Source organism: Pseudomonas sp. LBUM1651 (assembly GCF_059716135.1).
Window position 1 is genome coordinate 2352943 of sequence record NZ_CP166805.1, and the last position, 19972, is coordinate 2372914.

21 protein-coding genes are annotated in these 19972 nt (G+C 60.7%); 11 read left to right on the plus strand and 10 right to left on the minus strand.

Annotated elements, in window-relative coordinates; genetic code table 11:
* Nucleotides 1-352 precede the first annotated feature (352 nt).
* The 3 genes from ACA066_RS10880 (at nt 353) to ACA066_RS10890 (ending at nt 3484) form a co-directional block, all read left to right on the plus strand.
* Nucleotides 353-1687 (plus strand): acetamidase/formamidase family protein, encoded by a 1335-nt coding sequence (locus ACA066_RS10880; protein ID WP_497699199.1) that lies wholly within the window; start codon nt 353-355, stop codon nt 1685-1687.
* Nucleotides 1688-1830: 143 nt separating this feature from the next.
* Nucleotides 1831-2670: an HvfB family MNIO-type RiPP peptide maturase gene (locus ACA066_RS10885; RefSeq protein ID WP_497699200.1), complete on the plus strand. Its 840-nt coding sequence runs from the start codon at nt 1831-1833 to the stop codon at nt 2668-2670.
* On the plus strand, nt 2663-3484 hold the full coding sequence (locus ACA066_RS10890; RefSeq protein ID WP_497699201.1) for an HvfC family RiPP maturation protein: 822 nt from the start codon (nt 2663-2665) through the stop codon (nt 3482-3484). The genes ACA066_RS10885 and ACA066_RS10890 overlap by 8 nt, the downstream gene beginning before the upstream one ends.
* Nucleotides 3485-3538: 54 nt before the next feature.
* On the opposite strand, the gene ACA066_RS10895 is transcribed toward ACA066_RS10890, so the two are convergent.
* The 5 genes from ACA066_RS10895 to ACA066_RS10915 form a co-directional block, all read right to left on the minus strand.
* Nucleotides 3539-4486, minus strand: coding sequence for a phosphatidate cytidylyltransferase (locus ACA066_RS10895; protein WP_497699202.1), 948 nt, complete (start codon nt 4484-4486; stop codon nt 3539-3541).
* Nucleotides 4483-5082 (minus strand): lysophospholipid acyltransferase family protein, encoded by a 600-nt coding sequence (locus tag ACA066_RS10900; RefSeq protein ID WP_497699203.1) that lies wholly within the window; start codon nt 5080-5082, stop codon nt 4483-4485. The genes ACA066_RS10895 and ACA066_RS10900 overlap by 4 nt, the downstream gene beginning before the upstream one ends.
* A complete protein-coding gene (locus ACA066_RS10905) occupies nt 5069-5701 on the minus strand; it encodes a CDP-alcohol phosphatidyltransferase family protein (protein WP_497699204.1) in 633 nt (210 codons plus the stop codon). Before ACA066_RS10905 ends, ACA066_RS10900 begins: the two co-directional genes overlap by 14 nt.
* 131 nt (nt 5702-5832) lie before the next feature.
* Nucleotides 5833-7140, minus strand: coding sequence for an ATP-binding protein (locus ACA066_RS10910; protein ID WP_497699205.1), 1308 nt, complete (start codon nt 7138-7140; stop codon nt 5833-5835).
* A complete protein-coding gene (locus tag ACA066_RS10915; protein ID WP_017338028.1) occupies nt 7137-7877 on the minus strand; it encodes a response regulator in 741 nt (246 codons plus the stop codon). The genes ACA066_RS10910 and ACA066_RS10915 overlap by 4 nt, the downstream gene beginning before the upstream one ends.
* 306 nt (nt 7878-8183) lie before the next feature.
* Between ACA066_RS10915 and ACA066_RS10920 the strand changes: the two genes are divergently transcribed.
* The 3 genes from ACA066_RS10920 (at nt 8184) to ACA066_RS10930 (ending at nt 10110) form a co-directional block, all read left to right on the plus strand.
* Nucleotides 8184-8444 (plus strand): DUF2790 domain-containing protein, encoded by a 261-nt coding sequence (locus ACA066_RS10920; RefSeq protein ID WP_497699206.1) that lies wholly within the window; start codon nt 8184-8186, stop codon nt 8442-8444.
* 48 nt (nt 8445-8492) lie between these two features.
* Complete coding sequence (locus ACA066_RS10925) at nt 8493-8705, plus strand: hypothetical protein (protein WP_497699207.1); 213 nt, start codon at nt 8493-8495, stop codon at nt 8703-8705.
* Between the two features lie 175 nt (nt 8706-8880).
* Nucleotides 8881-10110, plus strand: a complete 1230-nt coding sequence (locus tag ACA066_RS10930; protein WP_497699208.1) for a cytochrome c biogenesis protein DipZ — start codon at nt 8881-8883, stop codon at nt 10108-10110.
* Nucleotides 10111-10119: 9 nt separating this feature from the next.
* Here the strand turns inward: ACA066_RS10930 and ACA066_RS10935 are convergent, their stop codons facing one another.
* Complete coding sequence (locus tag ACA066_RS10935) at nt 10120-11112, minus strand: AraC family transcriptional regulator (protein ID WP_497699209.1); 993 nt, start codon at nt 11110-11112, stop codon at nt 10120-10122.
* 182 nt (nt 11113-11294) lie between these two features.
* Between ACA066_RS10935 and ACA066_RS10940 the strand changes: the two genes are divergently transcribed.
* Nucleotides 11295-11564, plus strand: coding sequence for a DUF4242 domain-containing protein (locus tag ACA066_RS10940; RefSeq protein WP_017338034.1), 270 nt, complete (start codon nt 11295-11297; stop codon nt 11562-11564).
* A gap of 36 nt (nt 11565-11600) precedes the next feature.
* A complete protein-coding gene (locus ACA066_RS10945) occupies nt 11601-12413 on the plus strand; it encodes a class I SAM-dependent methyltransferase (RefSeq protein ID WP_497699210.1) in 813 nt (270 codons plus the stop codon).
* Nucleotides 12414-12550: 137 nt separating this feature from the next.
* Here ACA066_RS10945 and ACA066_RS10950 read toward each other — a convergent pair whose 3' ends face one another.
* The 3 genes from ACA066_RS10950 to pcsA all read right to left on the minus strand — a co-directional run bounded on the left by ACA066_RS10950 (nt 12551) and on the right by pcsA (nt 14898).
* The gene (locus ACA066_RS10950) at nt 12551-13477 is read right to left on the minus strand and encodes a universal stress protein (protein WP_497699211.1); all 927 of its coding nucleotides are present in this window, start codon (nt 13475-13477) and stop codon (nt 12551-12553) included.
* A gap of 305 nt (nt 13478-13782) precedes the next feature.
* Nucleotides 13783-14169: a DUF488 domain-containing protein gene (locus ACA066_RS10955; protein WP_497699212.1), complete on the minus strand. Its 387-nt coding sequence runs from the start codon at nt 14167-14169 to the stop codon at nt 13783-13785.
* Between the two features lie 6 nt (nt 14170-14175).
* Nucleotides 14176-14898, minus strand: coding sequence for a phosphatidylcholine synthase (pcsA, locus tag ACA066_RS10960; protein WP_497699213.1), 723 nt, complete (start codon nt 14896-14898; stop codon nt 14176-14178).
* A 1253-nt stretch (nt 14899-16151) separates the two neighbouring features.
* Here pcsA and ACA066_RS10965 point away from each other — a divergent pair.
* The gene (locus ACA066_RS10965) at nt 16152-16856 is read left to right on the plus strand and encodes a tellurite resistance TerB family protein (protein WP_497699214.1); all 705 of its coding nucleotides are present in this window, start codon (nt 16152-16154) and stop codon (nt 16854-16856) included.
* A 93-nt stretch (nt 16857-16949) separates the two neighbouring features.
* Here ACA066_RS10965 and ACA066_RS10970 read toward each other — a convergent pair whose 3' ends face one another.
* Nucleotides 16950-17393, minus strand: coding sequence for a cupin domain-containing protein (locus tag ACA066_RS10970; RefSeq protein WP_497699215.1), 444 nt, complete (start codon nt 17391-17393; stop codon nt 16950-16952).
* A 194-nt stretch (nt 17394-17587) separates the two neighbouring features.
* On the opposite strand from ACA066_RS10970, the gene ACA066_RS10975 reads away from it, so the two are divergent.
* Both ACA066_RS10975 and ACA066_RS10980 read left to right on the plus strand, forming a co-directional pair.
* Nucleotides 17588-18967 carry an iron-containing redox enzyme family protein gene (locus ACA066_RS10975; protein ID WP_497699216.1) on the plus strand — a complete coding sequence of 460 codons (1380 nt, stop codon included), beginning with the start codon at nt 17588-17590 and terminating at the stop codon, nt 18965-18967.
* A 10-nt stretch (nt 18968-18977) separates the two neighbouring features.
* Nucleotides 18978-19970, plus strand: coding sequence for a methyltransferase (locus tag ACA066_RS10980; protein ID WP_497699217.1), 993 nt, complete (start codon nt 18978-18980; stop codon nt 19968-19970).
* Nucleotides 19971-19972 lie beyond the last annotated feature (2 nt).

A 19972-nucleotide genomic window follows, 5' to 3' on the forward strand; every position in this document is an offset into this window, starting at 1 on the left:
ACAGGACAATAACCGCGTCCTGGGTGCACTAAGTTTAGTTCGGGGGTTGTGGGCTGCTGGCCGGAGCGACGAAAGCCCATCTTCCAGACACCACCAATCCCCTGTGGGAGCTAGCCTGCTAGCGATGGACGTCCAGACACCGCGTTCATTCAGACAGCAGGCGTCATCGTTAACGCCCATCGCTAGCAGGCTAGCTCCCACAGGGGATTGGTGGTGTGTATCTCACTGTATCTAAACACCACCCCGACACATTCCACTTCATTCCCCGCCACCACCGAACACAGCCCAGATACAAACCTGCGATGAACTGCATAGGCCGCTTGGCACCCTATACACCGTGAAGGGGACAACAATGACCACGCTCCTGCCTGAAACCGACCTGAAATCCATACCCGTCAATCGTCTGCGCGTCGACCAATACACCAACGGCCTTATCGGCCCGAGCCAGCCGATGCTCGGCCCATTGGCCGACGGTGGCACGCTGATTACCGGCACGCCGCCGGGCTGTTGGGGGCCGATGATTACGCCGGCCTTCGAGGGTGGGCATGAAGTCACTCAACCGGTGGCCATCGCCGGTGCCGAAATCGGCGATGCCGTGGCGATCAAGATCAAAAGCATGCGCGTCACCTCGCTGGCCACCTCGTCCGGCGTGATGAGTTTTGTCGAAGGCCGATACAACGGCGACCCGTTCGTCTCCAAGTTCTGCAGCAAATGCGGCACCGAACACCCGGCCAGCCACATTGAAGGCATCGGCGAGGATTCGATTCGCTGCAACAACTGTGGCGCCGAGGTCAGCGCGTTCCGTTTCAGCCACGGTTATGTGATCGTGTTCGATGCGCAGAATCAGGTCAGCCTGACCGTCAATCAGGACATCGCCAATCAACTGGCCGGCAACGCCTCCGAGATGTCGGCGCTGCCGGAATTCGCCGCCCAGCATTCGATCCTGTCCCTGGCCCGCGCCGACATTCCCGGCGTCGCCGCGCACATGCGGCCGTTCCTCGGCAACATCGGCACCACGCCGTCCCGTGACTTGCCGGATTCGCACAACTGCGCCGATTTCGGCCAATACCTGATCGGCGCGCCGCATCGTTTCGGCATGACCCGCGAAGAACTGCACGCGGCCAAGACCGACGGTCACATGGACACCAACTCGATCCGTGAAGGCTGCGTGCTGATCTGCCCGGTGAAAGTGCCGGGGGCCGGGGTGTACATGGGCGACATGCATGCCCAGCAGGGCAACGGCGAAATCGCCGGGCACGCCACCGATTGCTCGGGGGAAACCGAAGTGCAGGTGCAAGTCATCAAGCACTTGACCCTGGAAGGGCCGATCCTCCTGCAAAACCTCGATGATCTGCCGCCCATGGCGCGGCCGATGAATGCCGAGCAGCGGCAAAAAGTCCGCGAGCTGGGCGAGCGCTGGGGTCAGCATGACATCGAAGCGAGCGGCCCGATCACCTTCATCGGCAGTGGCGAAAACCTCAACGTGGCGGTGGAGAACGGCTTGAAACGCGCCGCTTCGGTCACGGGCCTGCCGTATGACGAAGTGCTCAACCGCGCGACCATCACCGGTTCCATCGACATCAGCCGCTTGCCGGGCACCGTACGTGTGACGTTCCTGTGCCCGATGAAGGTGCTGGATCGCATCGGCATCGGCCATCTGGTGCGCGAGAAATACGACCTGGCGTAACGCCCACCGGCGGGTCTGTACCGAAGTGTGTACAGACCGGCCGGCGATACAACCGCTGCGATTTTCTGCCGGAACGGAACACAGGCCCGATACACCGCTTCGGTTAACTGTGAATACGTTCTGACAACCTTGAGATCGACATCATGCAGACTCCCATCACCACAGCGAAAGCGACCGTCGGACTTGGCCTGCGTCGCGGCTTAATGAAGGACCTTCAGGCCGCCCGTGTGGGCGATTTCGACTTCCTGGAAGTTGCGCCGGAGAACTGGATCGGCATCGGTGGTGCCCATGGCGCAGCGTTGCGCGCCCTGGCCGAACGGTATCCGTTGTCCTGTCACGGTCTGTCGCTGTCACTGGGCGGGCCGGCGCCGCTGGACGTCGGGTTTTTGCAGGAAGTCCGGGTTTTTCTCGATCAATACAACGTGCCGCTGTACAGCGAGCACCTGAGCTACTGCAGCGATGATGGCCACCTTTACGACCTGTTGCCGCTGCCCTTTACCGAAGAAGCGGTGCATCACGTCGCCGCACGCATTCGTCAGTCCCAGGACATCCTGGGTCGGCGCCTGGCGGTGGAAAACGTCTCTTACTACGCCGCGCCACAGCAGGACATGGACGAGCTGACATTCACCAATGCGGTGCTGCGGGAAGCCGATTGCGACCTGTTGCTGGACGTCAACAATGTGTACGTCAACTCGATCAACCACGGTTTCGATCCGCAGGCATTTCTCTCCGGCATCGATTCGGGCCGGGTGGTGGCGATGCACGTGGCCGGGCATTTCGATGAGTCCGACACCTTGAAAATCGACACCCACGGCGCGTCGGTGAAACCGGTGGTCTGGTCGTTGCTGGCCGAGGCTTACGCTCGATTCGGCGCGCAACCGACGCTGCTGGAGCGGGATTTCAATTTCCCTGCGTTCTCTGAATTGGTCGCCGAATTGCAGACCATCCGCCGCTTGCAGGCCGAAGGGGTGAACCGTGGATAAATCAACTCTGTTTCAACAGCAAAATACCCTCGGACTTTACCTGCGCGATCCCGATCACTGCGCACCGCCGGCCGGGATGGATGTGGCGCGGGCACAGGTTTATCGCGACCTGATTTTCAACAACCTGTCGATGTTGCTCAGCGGCACTTTTCCGGTGCTGATCAAGATCCTTGGCGATGAAAACTGGCGTTCGCTGGTGCGAATCTTCCTGCGCGACTACCGCGCGCACACGCCGAAATTCGGTGAGATCGCCCAAGAGTTTGTCGAGTTTCTCGCCGCACAGCCGCCGGCGTTGAACGACGGACCATGGCCGCCATTCATGGTGGAGCTGGCGCATTACGAGTGGGTCGAGATGGCGTTGCAGCAGTCCGAGGCCGAGCCGTTGCCGGCGAGCGATGCCGGGGCGCTGCTGGATCGACCGTTGCAGGTTTCGCCGCTGGCCTGGCCGTTGGCGTATGCCTGGCCGGTGCATCTGGTCGGACCGGATTATCGACCGGACACTGTACCGGCCCAGCCGACGTTGCTGCTGGTGCGGCGGGTTGAGGACTGGAGTGTGAAGTTTTCCGCATTGAGCCCGTTGGCGTGGCGATTGTTGCAGCGCATTGGAGAGTTTCCCGAGCTGAACGGGCGCGAGCAGCTGGAGGGATTGGCTGTCGAGGCAGGGACAGCCGGGTCGCAGGATTTCATGGACAGTGGGGCGGCGTTGTTGCGGCAGATGCACGGGGAAGGGCTGTTGGGCCTGAACATGATCCCCCCTGTGGGAGCGAGCCTGCTCGCGAAGGCGGAGTGTCAGTCGACATCAATGTTGAATTGACTGGCCTCTTCGCGAGCAGGCTCGCTCCCACAGGTGATTGGTGGTGTCCTTTCTTTATTGGGCGGAGAAAAAGTACCGCGTCAGGTGAAAGAAGATCGGCGCCGCAAAACAGATCGAGTCCATCCGGTCGAGCATGCCGCCGTGGCCCTTGATCATGGTGCCCCAGTCCTTGGCGCTGAGGCTGCGCTTGATCGCCGACATCACCAGCCCGCCCAGGAAGCCCATCACCACGATGACGAACGACATCATCAGCGACTGCCAGAAACTGAACGGCGTCATCCAGAACATGCAACCGCCAATCAGCGTGGCAGACAAACCGCCACCCACCAGGCCTTCCACGGTTTTCGACGGACTCACCAGCGGCGCAACCTTGTGCTTGCCAAAGAGTTTCCCGAACACGTACTGCAACACGTCACTCAACTGAACGACGAACACCAGATAAAACAGCAGCAGCGCGTTCTGACCTCGAAAGCCTTCCAGATCCAGCAGCAACAACGCAGGCGCGTGGCTGATGCAATAGATGCAAATCATCACGCCCCACTGGATCTTCGCGGTCCTTTCCAGAAAGCCTTCGGTGTCCTGGCTCAGCACCGCAATCGCCGGCAGCAGCAGGAATGCATACACCGGAATCAGCAGCGTGAACATCGAATACCAGTGGGTTCCGATCAGCACATATTGCAGCGGAATCAGGATGAAAAATGCCGAGAACAGAGCATTGTGATCGCCCCGGGTGGTCGGTGTCAGGGTGATGAATTCCCTGAGTGCGAACAGCGAAATGAAGCCAAACAGGATGACCGTTGCATTGCCGCCCAACTGGTAGGAGACGAAGAAGATGATCACCATCCCCCACCAGGCATTCACGCGCTGGTTAAGGTTTTCGATGGTCGAGACCGAGCTTTCGGTTTTGGCTCGCCGGGCCAGCAGTCGGCCGGTGAGCGAAGCTACCGCCAGCAGGCAGGCGATAGCAAAAAAGAACCACAAGAACTTTGCTTCAAGACTCATTTCGACAGCCTCACAATGGCGTCACGCGCCCGCTCCAGGAACACCTGTTTTTCCTCGCTGGCAATCCGCTCCAGCGGGTTGCCGATGCGGATCGTGCAGATAATCGGCAGCGGCACGTGTTTGCCTTTGGGCATGGAGCGATGCAGGTTTTCCAGGTAGATGGGCACCAGGTCGACATCGGGGAAGGTCTCGCTCAATCGGTAAAGCCCGGATTTGAACTCACCGGGCAATGCCTGGCTGGACCGCGTGCCTTCCGGAAAGATGATGATCGAATGGCCGGCGCGCACCACGTCAAAAATAGGCTCCAGAACGTTAACGCCGGGCGCCGGATTGCGTTCGATCAGGACCGCATTCAAGCCTTTCTGCGAGATGTACGACAGAAACCGGTTCTTTCCCCAGTAATCGGCGGCGGCCACCGGTTTCACATTCACCCGTGCTTCGGGGGGCAGGGCGGCGATGATTGCGAGGGTGTCCATATGGCTGGTGTGATTGGCGAAATAGATGCGCTGGCGCGAAAGATCCGGTGGGCTTTCCCACCTCGCCGTGACGCCAATGAGGAAGCGAAGAACCGAAATCAACGCATTACTGATCCACATGGACGGCTCCTTTCAGCTGCCTGGAAATCTCCAGCGTCCGCGTGACGCAGGTGGCGACGGAGCCGATGGCGATGATGGCCAGCGCAATCAACAGTACGTAATGACTGCCATAAACGCTCGCTTCGACAGCGTTCAGCAGAAGGCCTGCGGTCATCACCGCCATCCGGTGTTGCTTGGCCATCGGGCCGATGAAGCTCTGCTTGAGACCGATCGAACCGCCAAACACCCTGACATAAGCCGTCAGTGCTGCGGCAAGCGCCGCACACCAGCCAAGGTCCGAATGGCCGATGGCATACCCCAGCCCGACAATCAGCAGGCTGTCGGCAATCCGGTCGGGGAATTCGTTGTAGAGGCTGCCGATGTCGGATTTCTTGCCGCCTTCGATCGCGACCATCCCGTCGAAGAGGTTGCACAGCAGGCGCAACTGAATGCCGATCGCGCAGAGGATTGAGCCGGCAATGCCGTTATCGATGTTGAGCGCCACGATGCCTACGAGTGCGAAGGCGATGCTGGCCACGGAGATCTGATTGGGGGAGAGGTCCCTTTTCACCAACATATCGGTGATGCGTCTGGCCCACCCCGCAGAGCGCGTCTTGATGGGTCTTCTGTTTTCATCCATTAGCCAATGTCCATATCAATGATGAGGTGTGCTTCTGTAGGAGCGAGCTTGCTCGCGATGGAGGATAACGATAACGCGCTCATTCAGACAGCACGCGTTATCGTTAACGTCCATCGCGAGCAAGCTCGCTCCTACAGGGATTTGATCGGCAACCTCAACTCCGCACACAACCCACCGCCTTCACGGTTACTCAATGTCAACGAGCCGCCAAGGGCCAGTGCCAGTTGCTGGGCAATCGCCAGGCCCAGGCCGGTTCCGCCGGTGCTGCGGTTACGTGAATTCTCCACGCGGTAGAACGGCTCCATCACGTGGGCCAGTTCTTCTTCGGCAATCCCGGGGCCGCGGTCCATCACCTTCAACGACAAACTGCCACCAGGCTTCGATTCCACTCGCAACTCCGCCGCGCCGGCGAATTTGAGCGCGTTGTCCGTCAGGTTCACCAGCACGCGTCGTAATGCGTGCGGCCGGATATCGATGACGGCTTCACTTTTGCCACTGAGCTGTACGTCTTTGCCCACGTCCTGATAGTCGAACACCAGGCTGTCGAGGAACGAATCCAGATCGGTGCGGCGGCTCTCTTCGGTGGCGCCATGGACGCTGCGGGCATAGGCCACGCCTTCACGGACCAGGTGCTCCATTTCGCCGAGGTCGTTCCACAGTTTGTCTTTTTCGCTGCAGTCGTCCATGAGCTCGGCGCGCAGTTTCATGCGGGTGATCGGGGTTTGCAGGTCGTGGGAAATCGCCGCCAACAGTTGCATGCGTTCTTTCAGATAGGCCGCGATGCGCGCCTGCATGGCGTTGAAGGCCATGGCGGCATGGGCGACTTCGGTCGGACCTTTTTCATCCAAGTGCACGGCGTGGGTGTTGGGGTCCAGGGTCTCCACTGCCTGCGCGAGGCGGGTGAGTGGACGAATGGCGATTCGCACGGCCAGCCAGGTGCAGAGAATCATCAGCAACAGTTGGCCCAGCAGAACGATGGGCAACCACGGCGACAGCGGCACCATCGACGGGCGCACGTCGATGGTCACCGGGCTGCCATCGGCCAGTTTCAGATGGACCTGGAAGTGTTTTACCGGACCGGGAATGTCGGTCACGGTCATCGGGTAGTCCTTGCCGATGGCGTCCTTGATCGACGTCATTGCAATCGGCGTGTCGCTCATGGCCGTACCCGGCGAGCCTTCATCCAGCAAGTAGCGGTAGTTGCGCCGATCCAGCTGTTGTAACCAACTCATGCGCTCTTCGGCCGGCAAGCGGTCGAGGATGGCAATGGAGGTCGAAACGTCGGTTTCCAGATTGCCGAGCATGGTGTTTTTCGCGCTTTCGTAACGCTCGTAATACTGCGCGCCAAAAGACAGCGCCTGCGCCAGAATCAGGCCGATCAGGAAGATCAGCGACAGCCGTGAGGCGAGGGTGCGAGGCCAGCGCAACGAGCGTTTCATGATGGCGCACCGAGGACTTCCACCGGCAGGGAAAACACATAGCCCTCACTGCGAACGGTCTTGATGTAGGCCGGTTCCCGCGCATCGTCCAGCAAGCGCTGGCGCAAGCGGCTGACCAGCAAGTCGATGGAGCGGTCGAACAGATCGGCGTCACGGCCCTGGGTCAGGTTCAGCAACTGGTCGCGGTTGAGCACCCGTTGAGGATGATCGAGGAACACCCGCAGCAACCGATATTCCGCACCACTGAGGGCGACCATGGTGCCGTCGTCATCGAGCAAGTGGCGGGCCGACGTGTCGAGGCGCCAGCGACCGAAGGCCAGCAGGCGTCCGCTTTCGGTGACCACCAGGTTCGGCGGCAGCATCCGCGTGCGGCGCAGTACCGCGTTGATCCGCGCCAGCAGTTCACGGGCGGCGAACGGCTTGACCAGGTAGTCGTCGGCGCCCATTTCCAGGCCGATGATGCGGTCGGTTTCATCGTTGCGGGCGGTGAGCATCAATACCGGCGTGGCCTTGTGTTTGCCGGCGCGGATCTCGCGGCACAGCATCAGGCCATCGTCGCCCGGCATCATGATGTCGAGCACGATCAGGTCCACCGGCGTGGACTCCAGGAACGCGCGCATCTGCCGGCCGTCAGCGACGACGGTGGTGCGCAGGCCATTCTTCTTCAGGTAGTTGCCTACCAGCTCTCGAATCTCGCGGTCATCGTCCACGATGAGAATGTGATCGACGTGTTCCATGGGGCCAAGCCTCTAGAAATGGGGGATGACGCACAGTCTATCGAGCCTTTGCCCGTTCGCCCGCCACCCTTTGTATTGCAGTGTATCTGGTGTATCGGCGGATACACACGGACGCAAAAACGCCGGATTTCGGGGGTTTTGTATCGCTGTGTATCCGCAGGCCCCTTTGATACGTACCGATTTACAGGCGCCGGTTTTCGACACAGACGAGATACCTCGCAGGCTTCTAATAGGTTCCATCGAGGCAAACCCAACCGCCTCGGCTCAATTGAACGACCTACCCATTGAAGCCTTGAGGAAACCGCCATGAACACCAAAGCCATCTACGCCGCTTGTCTGTTTGCTGCCCTGAACATCTGCACCTTGTCGGCCCGTGCCGAAGCAGACGTCACCGCTAAAATCTACTCGTACGGCACGCACCTGGACATCAAGAAAGTGGTGTCGCTGAAACAGGACACCTCGAATTCCTGCGGGATTGTGGACGCCCAGCTGACTTACCTGGATTCCCAGAACAAAACCCAGGTCCTGGACTACCGCAAATTTGCTGACTGCGACTCAGACAACTGAGTCCTTCGCTGACCGATTGCCAATCCCCTTTGAAACAGGAAGAACATCATGAAAAACGTAACCCGCTTCTTGACCGCCGCTGCCTTCGCCCTTGCCGGCGCCGCCGCCCATGCCAACGCCGCCGTTGAACAAAGCACTTGCGGCAGCAGCACCTGCTTCCAGCTGACCCCGGTGAACGAGCAGGGCGCCAACGCCTTCCTTGCACAGGACGGCTCCAGCCGTACGCCGCAGGGGCAATTGCTGGATGAGCAGACGGCCTGAAGCCGGACACAGTTCTGTACACACACACACTGTAGGAGCGAGCTTGCTCGCGATGAACCTGAGAACACCGCGTGGAACCAGCCTTCCCGCGTAATCGTTGGCGACCATCGCGAGCAAGCTCGCTCCTACACGGGATGTGTGGTGCAGCAACCTACTAATTCCAAAGGTGATCCCCATGTTTCTCATCGCTTTCCTGGGCGGCATATTGACCGTCCTCAGCCCTTGCATCCTCCCGGTCGTGCCGTTTCTGTTTGCCGGCGTTGACCGCACTCGCTCGTCGATCCTGCTCACCCTCGGCGGCATGGTCCTGACCTTCGCCCTGATCTCCAGCCTGGCCGTGGTCAGCAGCGAATGGGTGGTTCAAGCCAACAACACCGGTCGTCACGTGGCCCTGGTCGTGATGGGGCTGTTCGCCCTTTCGCTGATTTCCGCTCGGGTCGGTGGCTGGCTGGCTCGCCCGTTCGTACTGCTGGGCAACCGCCTCGACCCGCAAACCCGGAAAATGTCCGGCCCATTGGGCTCGGTCATGATCGGTGTCGCCACCGGTCTGCTCTGGGCACCGTGCGCCGGGCCAATCCTCGGCGTGATCCTCACCGGTGCCATGCTGCAAGGCGCCAATGCGCAAACCAGTCTGTTGCTGGTGGCGTACGGCCTGGGCAGCGCGTTGTCGCTGGGCACCTTGATTTTCGCCGGCCGCGGCCTGGTCAATCGCTTGAAAACATCGATTCCGGTCACCGGTTGGTTGCGTAAGGGGGCCGGGTTTGCAGTGCTGGCCGCGGCGGTGGTGATTTCCACCGGCGCCGACAAGACCCTGCTGGCCGGCACCTCGTCCGAAGGCGTCAGCACCCTCGAGAAAGGTGTGTTGGAAAGCGTACCGAAAGTGGTGGATTACCTGGTCAGCAAGGTTAAGGCCGACACGACCCTGGACAATGCCCAAGGCGCCATGCCGTCGCTGTCCGGCGCTGTCGAATGGATCAACTCGCCAGCCCTGACCAATGACTCGCTCAAAGGCAAAGTGGTGCTGGTGGACTTCTGGACCTACGACTGCATCAACTGCCAGCACACCCTGCCTTACGTGAAGGACTGGGCGAAGAAATATGAGAAGGATGGCCTGGTGGTGATCGGCGTCCACACCCCGGAATATGGCTTCGAACGCATCATTGGCAACGTCAAGGATCAGGTGAAGAAGCTCGGTATCACCTACCCGGTGGCCATCGACAACAACTACGCGATCTGGCGCAACTTCGACAATCAGTACTGGCCCGCTCACTACCTGATCGATGCCAAGGGCCAAGTGCGTTTCACCCACTTCGGTGAAGGTCGCTACGAGACTCAGGAGAAGATGATCCAGCAGCTGCTGGAAGAGGCCAAGGCAGACGCCAAAGCCTCCGCGCCAGCGGCATAAACCGACCGATCAATGGCTCACAGGCTCCGCGCCGTGGGCCATTGTCTTTTTCTCCTGACCGCGTCGCCACGCCGCGGGCGGTGCTCCGAACTCACGACGAAACGCCCGGCTGAAGGCCGTATCGGTCTGGTAGCCGACCTCTTCGGCGATCCGCAACAATGAACTGTTACTGCTGCGTAACAGGTTGGCCGCCAGCAGCATCCGCCATTGCGTCAGGTACTGCATCGGCGAAATCCCCACCAGTTGTTGAAAGCGTTCGGCCAACACCGATCTTGAGGTGCCGGCGGTGCGCGCCAGTTCATCCAGCGTCCAGGTGTGGCAAGGTTTTTTGTGCAGCGCATTGAGAGCGGCGCCGACGATCCGGTCACCCACACCCGCCAGCCAACCGGTGCGTCCTTCGCCCTGTTCGTGCATGTACAGGCGCAGCACCTCGATGAACAGCACCTCGGCCAGTTTGGCCAGAACCCCTTCGCCGCCGGGCCTCGGCGAGCGCGCTTCGGCCAACGCATAACGAACCGAAGATTCCAGCCAGATACCGGCATTCGAACCGCGCACGTTGACCCGCACCACGGCCGGCAACCCGGTCAGCAACATGCCGGCCAACCGCGTGTCGCACGCCAGATAGCCGCACACCAGTCGCGTGACCGCGCCGCCACCGCCGTAGCTCAACTGCCGCGGCCGGCGCGACAGCACCACGTCCAGCCGCGCACCTGTTGCCGGTTTGAGGCCGGGTGCCGAGCCCATGCGGTGCGCGTCGCCCTGAGGGAACACCACCACATCACCGGCCGTTAGGAGAAGGGGCGGATCATCGCCGAGTTCGACGTAACACTCGCCTTCGGTGATCAAGTGAAAGATCACCACGCGTTCGGCGCCGGGCTCCAGGAACGGCGCTGCCGTATCGGCGCTCGGCGACTGGTAGCACCAGGGCGCGGTGAACCTGGCGTTGATGAAAATCGCGCCGACCAGGCGGACGACGCGCAGGGTCTGGGACAGGGCGTCCATGGTGGTTTTCCCCTGTGGGCGGACAGCTTTTGATTGTGAGCCTGTCGCAGCGCAACGCGAAACCTCCGGACGATCGGACAGGGTTGGCCGACGATCGGGCAGGACGGCCCCGGCCAGCAGCGCGATAGTGGACACACAGGGTTCACCGACCCTGTCATCAATAACAAGAATGAGAGGTTGCCATGCCGAAGTTCGTCATTGAACGCGAGATTCCGGGTGCTGGAACACTGTCAGAAAGGGATTTGAAAGCGGCTTCGCAAAAGTCCTGCAGGGCGTTGCGCGATTTGCCGGAGGTGCAGTGGCAGCAGAGTTATGTCACCGGCGACAAACTCTACTGCGTGTACATCTCGCCCAGCGAAGAGTTGATCAGGGAACACGCCAGGCAAAGCGGTTTCCCGGCCAACAGCATTTCCCGGGTCACATCCATCATCGATCCCACCACGGCAGAATAAGCCGGGACTGTTCCAACCTGTAACGGAGCGGATTTAATGAGTACACCCATTGATCTCACTGCCCTGAAAAACCGCCAGATGGCCTCCTGGGCCAGCGGCGACTATGCCGTGATCGGCACCACCTTGCAGATTGTCGGCGAGCAGCTCGCCGAAGCCTGCGACCTGCTCAGCGATGAGCGCGTGCTGGACGTTGCCGCCGGTAACGGCAATGCGACGCTGGCGGCCGCGCGCCGCGGCACTCACGTCACCTCAACCGACTATGTGGCTGCATTGCTTGAGCGTGGCGAAGACCGGGCCCGGGCGGAACGCCTGGAGGTCACTTTTCAAGTGGCCGACGCCGAGGCACTGCCTTTCGAGGATGGCAGTTTCGATGCCGTGCTTTCGACTTTCGGTGTGATGTTTACACCGGATCAGGCAAAAGCGGCTGCGGAACTGGCACGGGTCTGTCGCCCCGGTGGCCGGATCGGCCTGGCCAACTGGACGCCCGAAGGCTTTGTCGGCCAGATGTTCAAAACCCTCGGCCGTCACCTGCCGCCACCACCGGGGGCTCAACCGCCGTCGAACTGGGGCAACGAGGCCTGGTTGCACTCGCACTTCGATGAGCGGGATTTTCTGCTCCAGGTGACCCGGCGGTTCTTCAATTTTCGTTACCGCTCGGCGGCGCATTTCATCGACACGTTCCGCACCTGGTACGGCCCGGTCCACAAGGCGTTCGCGGCGTTGCCACCGGAAGGTGCCAAGGGGCTTGAGGATGACCTGACCGAGCTGATAAACCGCATGAACCGGGCGGGTGACAAGTCGCTGGTGGTGCCGAGTGAATACCTTGAAGTGGTGATCACAAGGCGTTGACCCCGGCAACGCAATACTAATGTGGGAGCGGGCTTGCTCGCGAACGCGGTCTTTCAGTCGACAATGATGTCGCCTGACACTCCGTCTTCGCGAGCACGCCCGCTCCCACATTGGATATGCGGTGTTTGCTCGATTAGTTATTCATCCAGCCGCTCGGTGTACACCACCCAGACACTGCACGGCATTTTGTACAGCAGGTGCTCTACCGTGCTGCCGATCAGCCGCCCCAGGCCACGATGGCCGATCCGGCCCATGACGAGCACGTCGACGTCGAAGGCATCGGCATAGCGGGTCAGCACCTTGGCCGGGTTGCCCATGATCATGTGCCGCTGCTCCGGTGCGATGCCGTTGCGTTCGACCAGCTCGTGGAAGGCTTCCTCCTGATAGTCGAACACGGTTCTGGCCTTGGCCGAAGAGAAAAACGCAGAACCATTGTCGAAGCCGAATTCGTCGGCGCTGATGGATGACAGGTCGTAGGCGTAGACCACGTCCAGTTCGGCATTGCAGGCGCTCGCCAGTTTCAATGCTTCGTGAAGGATCCGGTCGTTGAAGCTTTTGTACTGATCATCCCGATGAAAAGGGTCGACCGCCGCGACAATCCTGCGGGGCAGGGCATGCACGGCATGGCTGACGAAATGCAGCGGCACTGGGCATTCACGCAGCAGATGCACATCAAGAGGCGTGAACATCAGCCTTGAGAGCATCGAATGCGGCTCCAGCGCCTTGATCAGCACGTCCATCGGCTGTTCTTTGAGGTGAATCAGGATTTCTTCCAGCGGACGTTCGACCCAGGTCACTTCGGTGGTGACTTTCACTCCGATCTTGCGCAACGGTCGGGCCTGTTCCTCAAGCCATTGCCGGTGTCGATCGACATAGCCCAGGCGCATTTGCTCCATCGCTTTTTCGTTGACCAGGCTGGCGGTCGCCAGGCCTTCCAGATAATCGAACGCCACAATGTGCAGCGCCGCGTCTTCGGCCTTGGCCAGCGCCGCGGCCCGGTCGAAGGCGGGGCTGTGTTCCATCAGGGGCGAGGCGACCAGCATGAAACGTGATTGCTCAGACATGACAAACCTCCCGTGGGTTAACGAGCAGGTGACGGTCCCGTTGCAACAGCCTGGACATTGCCGCCCGATGCGCGGTCATTCGACAGGCATTCAATTATTCAAGTATTGACCATGATCGACGTCCCGTCTGTCAGGTGGGCGGAAGCTGACGTTCGTGCCGAGCGCAAATCTGCTGGGTGACATCGATTAAATGTGGGAGCGAGCCTGCTCGCGATAGCGGAGTGTCAGTTGATGTAAATGTTGACTGATACGCCGCTATCGCGAGCAGGCTCGCTCCCACTGGGGATGTTTGGCGTTCGCGCCGCCTATATCACTTTGGCGCCGCGTGCTTCGAGCAGTTCGCGTAATACGGAGCGATGGCAGTGCGCTTCAACCTCGCAATAGCACCCGACGGCGATCGAGGTTTGATGGGAGAGGGCCGCCAACAAATCGAGCAACTGGCTGGCGGCAGGATGATTCATCTCAGCCTTGAACTTGCGCCGAAAAGCCTCCCAGGCTTTCTCATCCTCCGCGGCTTTTGCCTCTGCAACCAGCTCCGCACTGGGCGACAGCAGCGGCTGCCACACATCATAAAAATCACGGCTGGCAAACTCGGCTTTCGGCACACCCCGAGGCGGGCGGCGCACCGTGCCTAACCGCAGGCCTTCATCGGGCAGGCGGGGTGAACCGAGTCGTACGATATGAATGGGCATGGCGACTTACCGGTGCCGCGACCCGTCAAACCACTCCAGCGCCGTACGCCAGATGCAGATCCCCAGGAAGTAAGCCGACATCAGCAGCCAAAGCCCCATGACCATCGGGTTGATCACCGGGTGGTTGATCACCAGCGACAAGCTGCACAGCAACCAGATGGCGGTCACGGCAATGTTGATCGGCATGAACTTGCGCACGCGGAACGGGTGCAAGAACTTCATCCGGGTCACGGTCAGCAGTGCCAGGCCGATAACGGTGAGCAGGGTGATCCACGGCGACGGGGCGATGATGTACAGGCACAGCGCAACCACGTTCCATGCGGCGGGGAAGCCCTGGAAGTAGTTGTCTTTGCTTTTCATGTTGACGTTGCAGAAGCAAAATAGCGACGAGACCAGGATCAGCGAAACGGTCAGCAGCAGCGTGTAGTCCGGCAATGGGATGTAGCGATAGATGAACAGCGCCGGGATGAACACATACGTCAGGTAGTCGATCACCAGATCGAGGATCGAACCGTCGAAACTCGGCAGTACCGACTGGACATTGACCTTGCGTGCCAACGCACCATCCAGCCCGTCGACGATCAGGGCTACGCCCAGCCACAGCAGGCAGTTGGTGGGCTGGTTTTCCAGCAGGGCGAGGGTCGCGAGGAAGGCAGTGACCACGCCTGTGGCGGTAAAACCATGGGCGCCCCATGCTTTGAGCCTGGCGATGTGTAGAGTCGAAATCACGGGGGCGTTCTCCAGAAAGTGAAGCAAGCCAGTCATCACCCTCGTTGATCGAGGGCGGCGGCAAACCGGGTCGGGTTGCAGGTATCGACCGGAAATCCGGGGATAAGGTTCACCGTCTGTAAATCTTAGCTGGGCCGCCAAAAAATACTTCGGATTAATCTTGAGGCTGTTCACTGAAGGATATTCTTGAGTGGGGGGTGAAATCCTGGACGAAGGGAGTTTCCCCGTTGGACTGCGCTGCCGGCCATTTTGGGGATGGTTGACCTGGTCTTGCGGATGTACCCGGCCCCCCTGTGGGAGCGAGCCTGCCCGCGATGGCTATGTGTTGGGCGACATAGGTTTTGATGGTGTACATATCCGTTGCTGCGGTAACGGCCACTTAAGGTTCCGCCCTTACGGCGGGTCACTTTGGAAAAGCCCCAAGTAACCAAAACGCTTGGCCCCTGACGTACGGCCCTTCGCCTAGGCTCAGGGTTCCCTCGCTCCGGTCCTGCTCCGTGGGCCCGCCGCCATCGGCCATCCATGGCCGGGGGCGGCTAACCCGGCATCCATGCCGGGTTGCCCACTGCGCAGAACTTGCGCTCGGCCTTCCGACGGGGCAGATCAAGATCAAAAGCCAAAGCGAGGCGGCCTGATAGCCGACCTGAGGTCCGTCAAGGTCATCGGCGGTGAACACCCATGTCTTGCCCGCCAAACATCCCCTGTGGGAGCTAGCCTGCTAGCGAAAAACGTCCAGACACCGCGTTCATTCAGACAGCACGCGTTATCGTTGACGTCCATCGCTAGCAGGCTAGCTCCCACAGGGGAATGCATACATCCGAAGAGCCAGGCCGGCCGGTAGGCCGCCTCGCGGTGCTGTGGCGGTGCACGCCCCCTCGAGAGGCTTCGTTCCGGTTCTGCGCAGTGGGCAACCCGGCATGGATGCCGGGTTAGCCGCGCACGGCCATGGATGGCCGATGGCGGCGGGCCCACGGAGCAGGACCGGAGCGAGGGCACCCTGAGCCTAAGCGAAGGGCCGAACGAAAGGGGCAAGAGCCCTTGGTTACTTGGGGCTTTTCCAAGTGACTCGCCGTAAGAGCGAAACCATAAGTGGCCGTTACCGAAGAAATGGATATACACCCAAACGCTCGAACACCAAACCCAAGCTAACAGCACGGAAGGTAACCGCGACGTCAGCCAAACGGTGCTGGCGCAATAGCCTGCGAGGACTATCGTTGCCTGACTGGACAACTCCAACCCATGAGGACGTCGTCATGAACACCAGCGATTTGCTCGAACAACTGCTACGAGCCGGCCAGGGCTCAATGACACAGCAAGGTGGCGGCGCACCTGCTCAGGGCGGTCTTGGCGGATTGCTCGGCGGCCTGCTGGGCGGCGGTGCCGGTGCAAACAGCGGATTGGGCGGTTTGCTGGGAGGTTTGCTCGGCGGCGGCTCTGCCATGGGCGGTTCGACCCAGCGGCGCTCCGGTGGCGGCACCCACTACGCGGCGCTGGCATCCCTCGGCATGATGGCTTTTCAAGCGTATCAGGCCTGGCAACGCAGCCAGGCGGCCGCGCCGCAACAGGCACCCCGCACCGTGGACCTGTTATCCGGCCCGGAAGTCGAGGATCACAGCCACGCCGTCCTTCGAGCATTAATAGCAGCGGCGAAGGCCGATGGCCGGATCGATGACGCCGAGAAACAAATGATCAGCACTGAACTCGGCCGCCACACCGATGACCCGGAACTGCAGCAATGGCTGGACGATGAAGTCGCCCGTCCGCTCGATGCCGCCGATGTGGCGCAGTCGGCGACGGACCCGGCGATAGCCGCGGAAATGTACCTGGCCAGCGTGATGCTGGTGGACGACCAGCAGGACGCCGAACGCACCTACCTCGATGAACTGGCGGCGGCGTTGCAGATCGATCCGGAATTGCAGGTACAACTGGAACTGCAGGCCAAGGGCGGCGCGGCCTGACCTCATCATTCGGATGCTTTTCGCAGGAGCCAGGCTTGCCGGCGAAAGCGCATGTCAGTACGCCTTCGCCGGCAAGCCTGGCTCCTACAGGAGTTACGGTAATTTCGGTAGTAAAAACGTCACCCCGTGCGCTTCGGCAATCGCCAGTATTTGCGGCAAATCCTCCGGCACCCTGAGCCGGTCCACTGCCGCAAAGAACTGGCCGCCCCGTGGATCAGACACCACGCCGATCATCTTCGCCGTGGCGCTGATGTTCTTGTAGGCATGGATGGACCCACCGGGAATATGCACGTAACCGCCGGCCGAGACGGTGGTGGAGGCGCCCTCGACCGTCACTTGCACCTGCCCGTCAATCACGTAGAACGCCTCATCCCAGGGATGAAAGTGCGGTGGCGGGCCGCCTCCCTGCACGCCTTCCTGGATATGCACCTCAAAGGGTTTGCTCAGATCACCGCCCGCGAGAATCGTGATCGCCTCACCCACGACATTGACCGGTCTGGGGGTTTTTCCAGATCCGATGACGTGAACCGTTCGCATGATTGCTCTCCCGAGGATGAGTCCACACCCGGTTGAGTATATTCACTCGAGCCCGCGTCGGGTGCGCGGCGCAAGGCCGTCTGTCAGGGCAATTTCAACCCCGATTGAATTTTTCTCCGGGCAAATCGCTCTGCTGAAGTAGAGACGTGCTGATTCAGCGTCCTGCCACTGGCCACAGACCGAGAGATGCGCCCATGACTGCCCTGACACGACTCGAATCCCGGCCTGCCCACGAGCACGCCATCCCGACTGCCGGCAGCCTGAAGCAGTGCTATGAGCAACTGCTGCTGGGCGACGACACCGAGCAACGCCGCGCACTCGGCAAAACATTCCTGGAAGCACAACTGCAACGGGCCGCAGACCTGCCCGAAGAGATGCCGGAAGATCTATCGGCCCTGCAAACTTTCGTCGAACAGCACAGCACCGAAGTGGCGCGCCAATACGCTGATTATCTGAGCGCTCGCAAGGAAGGCGGACCGCGGCAGTTCTTCAGCAACAAAGCGCACGCGCTGTTCTTCCTGCAAGCCGTCAGCCCTACCAAGCTGGTGGACGGTGCCTGGTTGTACGGCCTGTTGCAGCACTGGCGCGACCCGCGTTTCGAAGGGCTGATCTGCACCTATCTGGAAGAGTTGGGCGATGGCAACCCGGCGCAGAATCATGTGGTGATCTACCGCAAACTTCTGGCCGAACTGGGCCTGGACTGCGGCGTCATCTCCGACGAGCATTACCTGCAAGGCGCGATACAACTGGCGCTGGGTGAATGCGCCGACGATTTTTTGCCAGAGGTGATCGGCTATAACCTCGGCTACGAACAGTTGCCACTGCACTTGCTGATCAGTGCTTACGAGCTCAGCGAACTGGGCATTGATCCGTATTACTTCACCCTGCACGTGACCATCGACAACGCCAGCACCGGGCACGCGCAAAAAGCCGTGCAATCGGTGCTGCAACTGTTGCCGATCGAAGGCGATCGCGTTGATTTTTTGCGCAGGGTCGCGCTGGGTTATCGGCTCAATGACCTGGGGCAGGGCAGTCGCGCGATCATCGAGTCGTTTGACCTTTCCGCTGAAGTGTTGAGCATGCTGGAACGCAAACGCCCGTTCGGCCAGCACATGCATTCCGACTACTGCCGGTTCGAGGGCAAGACCGTCAATCAATGGCTGTCATCGCCGGAGCAGTTGCCAGGTTTTCTCGCTGCCCTGGAAAACAAGGGCTGGATCAAACGTCATCAGGATCCGCAGGAAAGCCGCTTCTGGCAGTTGATCGAGGGCGACGGCGCGGCCATGTTCGGTGTGTTCAGCCCTTATGAAAAGCAACTGCTGCACGACTGGATCTCGGGTGACTGGACGGAGCGTTTAACACCCGCGGCTCGCCGCGAAAGCAGTGGCGCGGCCGAACCGGCGTTGCCCGCCAGCGACCCGGATATCCAGAGTCTGCAAACCGCATTGGATGGATTGTCCGTCGCCGAGCAGATGCCGGTGTTGATTCCGTGGCTGTCCGCCCATCGACACGCCCATCCTGCCGGCCTGATGGCCACGCGGCGATTCATCGAACTCAAATCGAGCCTTCGATAAGGAGCACGGCATGAATCCGGAAGAACAACTGGGTGCTGCGGATCTGGCCTTGCTGCAATTGGGGCGCCGCTTGCAGGCGGACGGTTACCGCTTTGTCACGCCGACACCGCTGACCCATCAGCGGGTTAATGACCGCGCGTTCGGCCAAAGTGCCCGGACCCTGCGCGAGGTGTTCGGTTGGTCGCGGCCGTTCGAACCGGGTCTGTTATCAGCGGACGAACAGCGGCAATTGCAACGGGCGGGCGTTCTCGAAGAGAGCAATGGCCGGCTGAAAAGCCACGTACGCTGGTCGAGCCTCGACGACCTGCTGTTCGTGCATTCCGGATTCCCCACGGACGCGGCCGACGCGGTGTTCTTTGGCCCGGATACCTACCGTTTTGCCCAGTTGATTCACACCCATCTGCAACAAAGCTTCGCGCCGATAAGACGCGCCGTGGACATCGGCTGCGGCGCTGGCGTCGGCGCCATCGTGATCGCCCGCGCACGCCGTGAGGCCGAGGTGCTGGCGGTCGACATCAACCCGGCGGCGCTACGCCTGACGGCTGTGAACGCCGCGCTCGCCGAAGTGACCAACGTCAGCATCGAAGCCAGTGATGTGCTGCAGGATGTCGACGGTACATTCGACCTGATCGTCGCCAATCCGCCCTACATGGCCGACCCGGCCGAGCGTGCCTATCGCCACGGCGGTGGGGCGCTTGGCGCGCAATTGTCGGTGCGCATTGTCGAGCAGGCGCTGAACCGACTGACCGCTGGCGGTTCGCTGGTGTTGTACACCGGAGTGGCGATGGTCGACGGCTGCGATCCGTTTCTCGCCGCGTTGGCGCCGTACCTGGATTCGGCACGGTTCGGCTGGACCTATCGCGAGATCGATCCCGACGTGTTCGGCGAAGAACTGTTGATGCCGGGCTACCAAAGGGTGGAGCGGATTGCAGTGGTCGCGCTGATCGTTACGCGGCTCGCTCCGGGCATCGGGGGAAGCGTTGAATCAGCCACAGGTGAGTGAGC

Bases quoted from the DNA above. Each gene is read 5' to 3' on its own strand.
- ACA066_RS10980 (WP_497699217.1), top strand. From the start codon at position 18,978: ATGAATCCGGAAGAACAACTGGGTGCTGCGGATCTGGCCTTGCTGCAA.
- ACA066_RS10975 (WP_497699216.1), top strand. From the start codon at position 17,588: ATGACTGCCCTGACACGACTCGAATCCCGGCCTGCCCACGAGCACGCC.
- ACA066_RS10915 (WP_017338028.1), bottom strand. From the start codon at position 7,877: ATGGAACACGTCGATCACATTCTCATCGTGGACGATGACCGCGAGATT.
- ACA066_RS10945 (WP_497699210.1), top strand. From the start codon at position 11,601: ATGAGTACACCCATTGATCTCACTGCCCTGAAAAACCGCCAGATGGCC.
- ACA066_RS10970 (WP_497699215.1), bottom strand. From the start codon at position 17,393: ATGCGAACGGTTCACGTCATCGGATCTGGAAAAACCCCCAGACCGGTC.
- ACA066_RS10905 (WP_497699204.1), bottom strand. From the start codon at position 5,701: ATGGATGAAAACAGAAGACCCATCAAGACGCGCTCTGCGGGGTGGGCC.
- ACA066_RS10925 (WP_497699207.1), top strand. From the start codon at position 8,493: ATGAAAAACGTAACCCGCTTCTTGACCGCCGCTGCCTTCGCCCTTGCC.
- ACA066_RS10940 (WP_017338034.1), top strand. From the start codon at position 11,295: ATGCCGAAGTTCGTCATTGAACGCGAGATTCCGGGTGCTGGAACACTG.
- ACA066_RS10930 (WP_497699208.1), top strand. From the start codon at position 8,881: ATGTTTCTCATCGCTTTCCTGGGCGGCATATTGACCGTCCTCAGCCCT.
- ACA066_RS10965 (WP_497699214.1), top strand. From the start codon at position 16,152: ATGAACACCAGCGATTTGCTCGAACAACTGCTACGAGCCGGCCAGGGC.
- ACA066_RS10880 (WP_497699199.1), top strand. From the start codon at position 353: ATGACCACGCTCCTGCCTGAAACCGACCTGAAATCCATACCCGTCAAT.
- ACA066_RS10895 (WP_497699202.1), bottom strand. From the start codon at position 4,486: ATGAGTCTTGAAGCAAAGTTCTTGTGGTTCTTTTTTGCTATCGCCTGC.
- ACA066_RS10910 (WP_497699205.1), bottom strand. From the start codon at position 7,140: ATGAAACGCTCGTTGCGCTGGCCTCGCACCCTCGCCTCACGGCTGTCG.
- ACA066_RS10920 (WP_497699206.1), top strand. From the start codon at position 8,184: ATGAACACCAAAGCCATCTACGCCGCTTGTCTGTTTGCTGCCCTGAAC.
- ACA066_RS10900 (WP_497699203.1), bottom strand. From the start codon at position 5,082: ATGTGGATCAGTAATGCGTTGATTTCGGTTCTTCGCTTCCTCATTGGC.
- ACA066_RS10885 (WP_497699200.1), top strand. From the start codon at position 1,831: ATGCAGACTCCCATCACCACAGCGAAAGCGACCGTCGGACTTGGCCTG.
- ACA066_RS10935 (WP_497699209.1), bottom strand. From the start codon at position 11,112: ATGGACGCCCTGTCCCAGACCCTGCGCGTCGTCCGCCTGGTCGGCGCG.
- ACA066_RS10950 (WP_497699211.1), bottom strand. From the start codon at position 13,477: ATGTCTGAGCAATCACGTTTCATGCTGGTCGCCTCGCCCCTGATGGAA.
- ACA066_RS10955 (WP_497699212.1), bottom strand. From the start codon at position 14,169: ATGCCCATTCATATCGTACGACTCGGTTCACCCCGCCTGCCCGATGAA.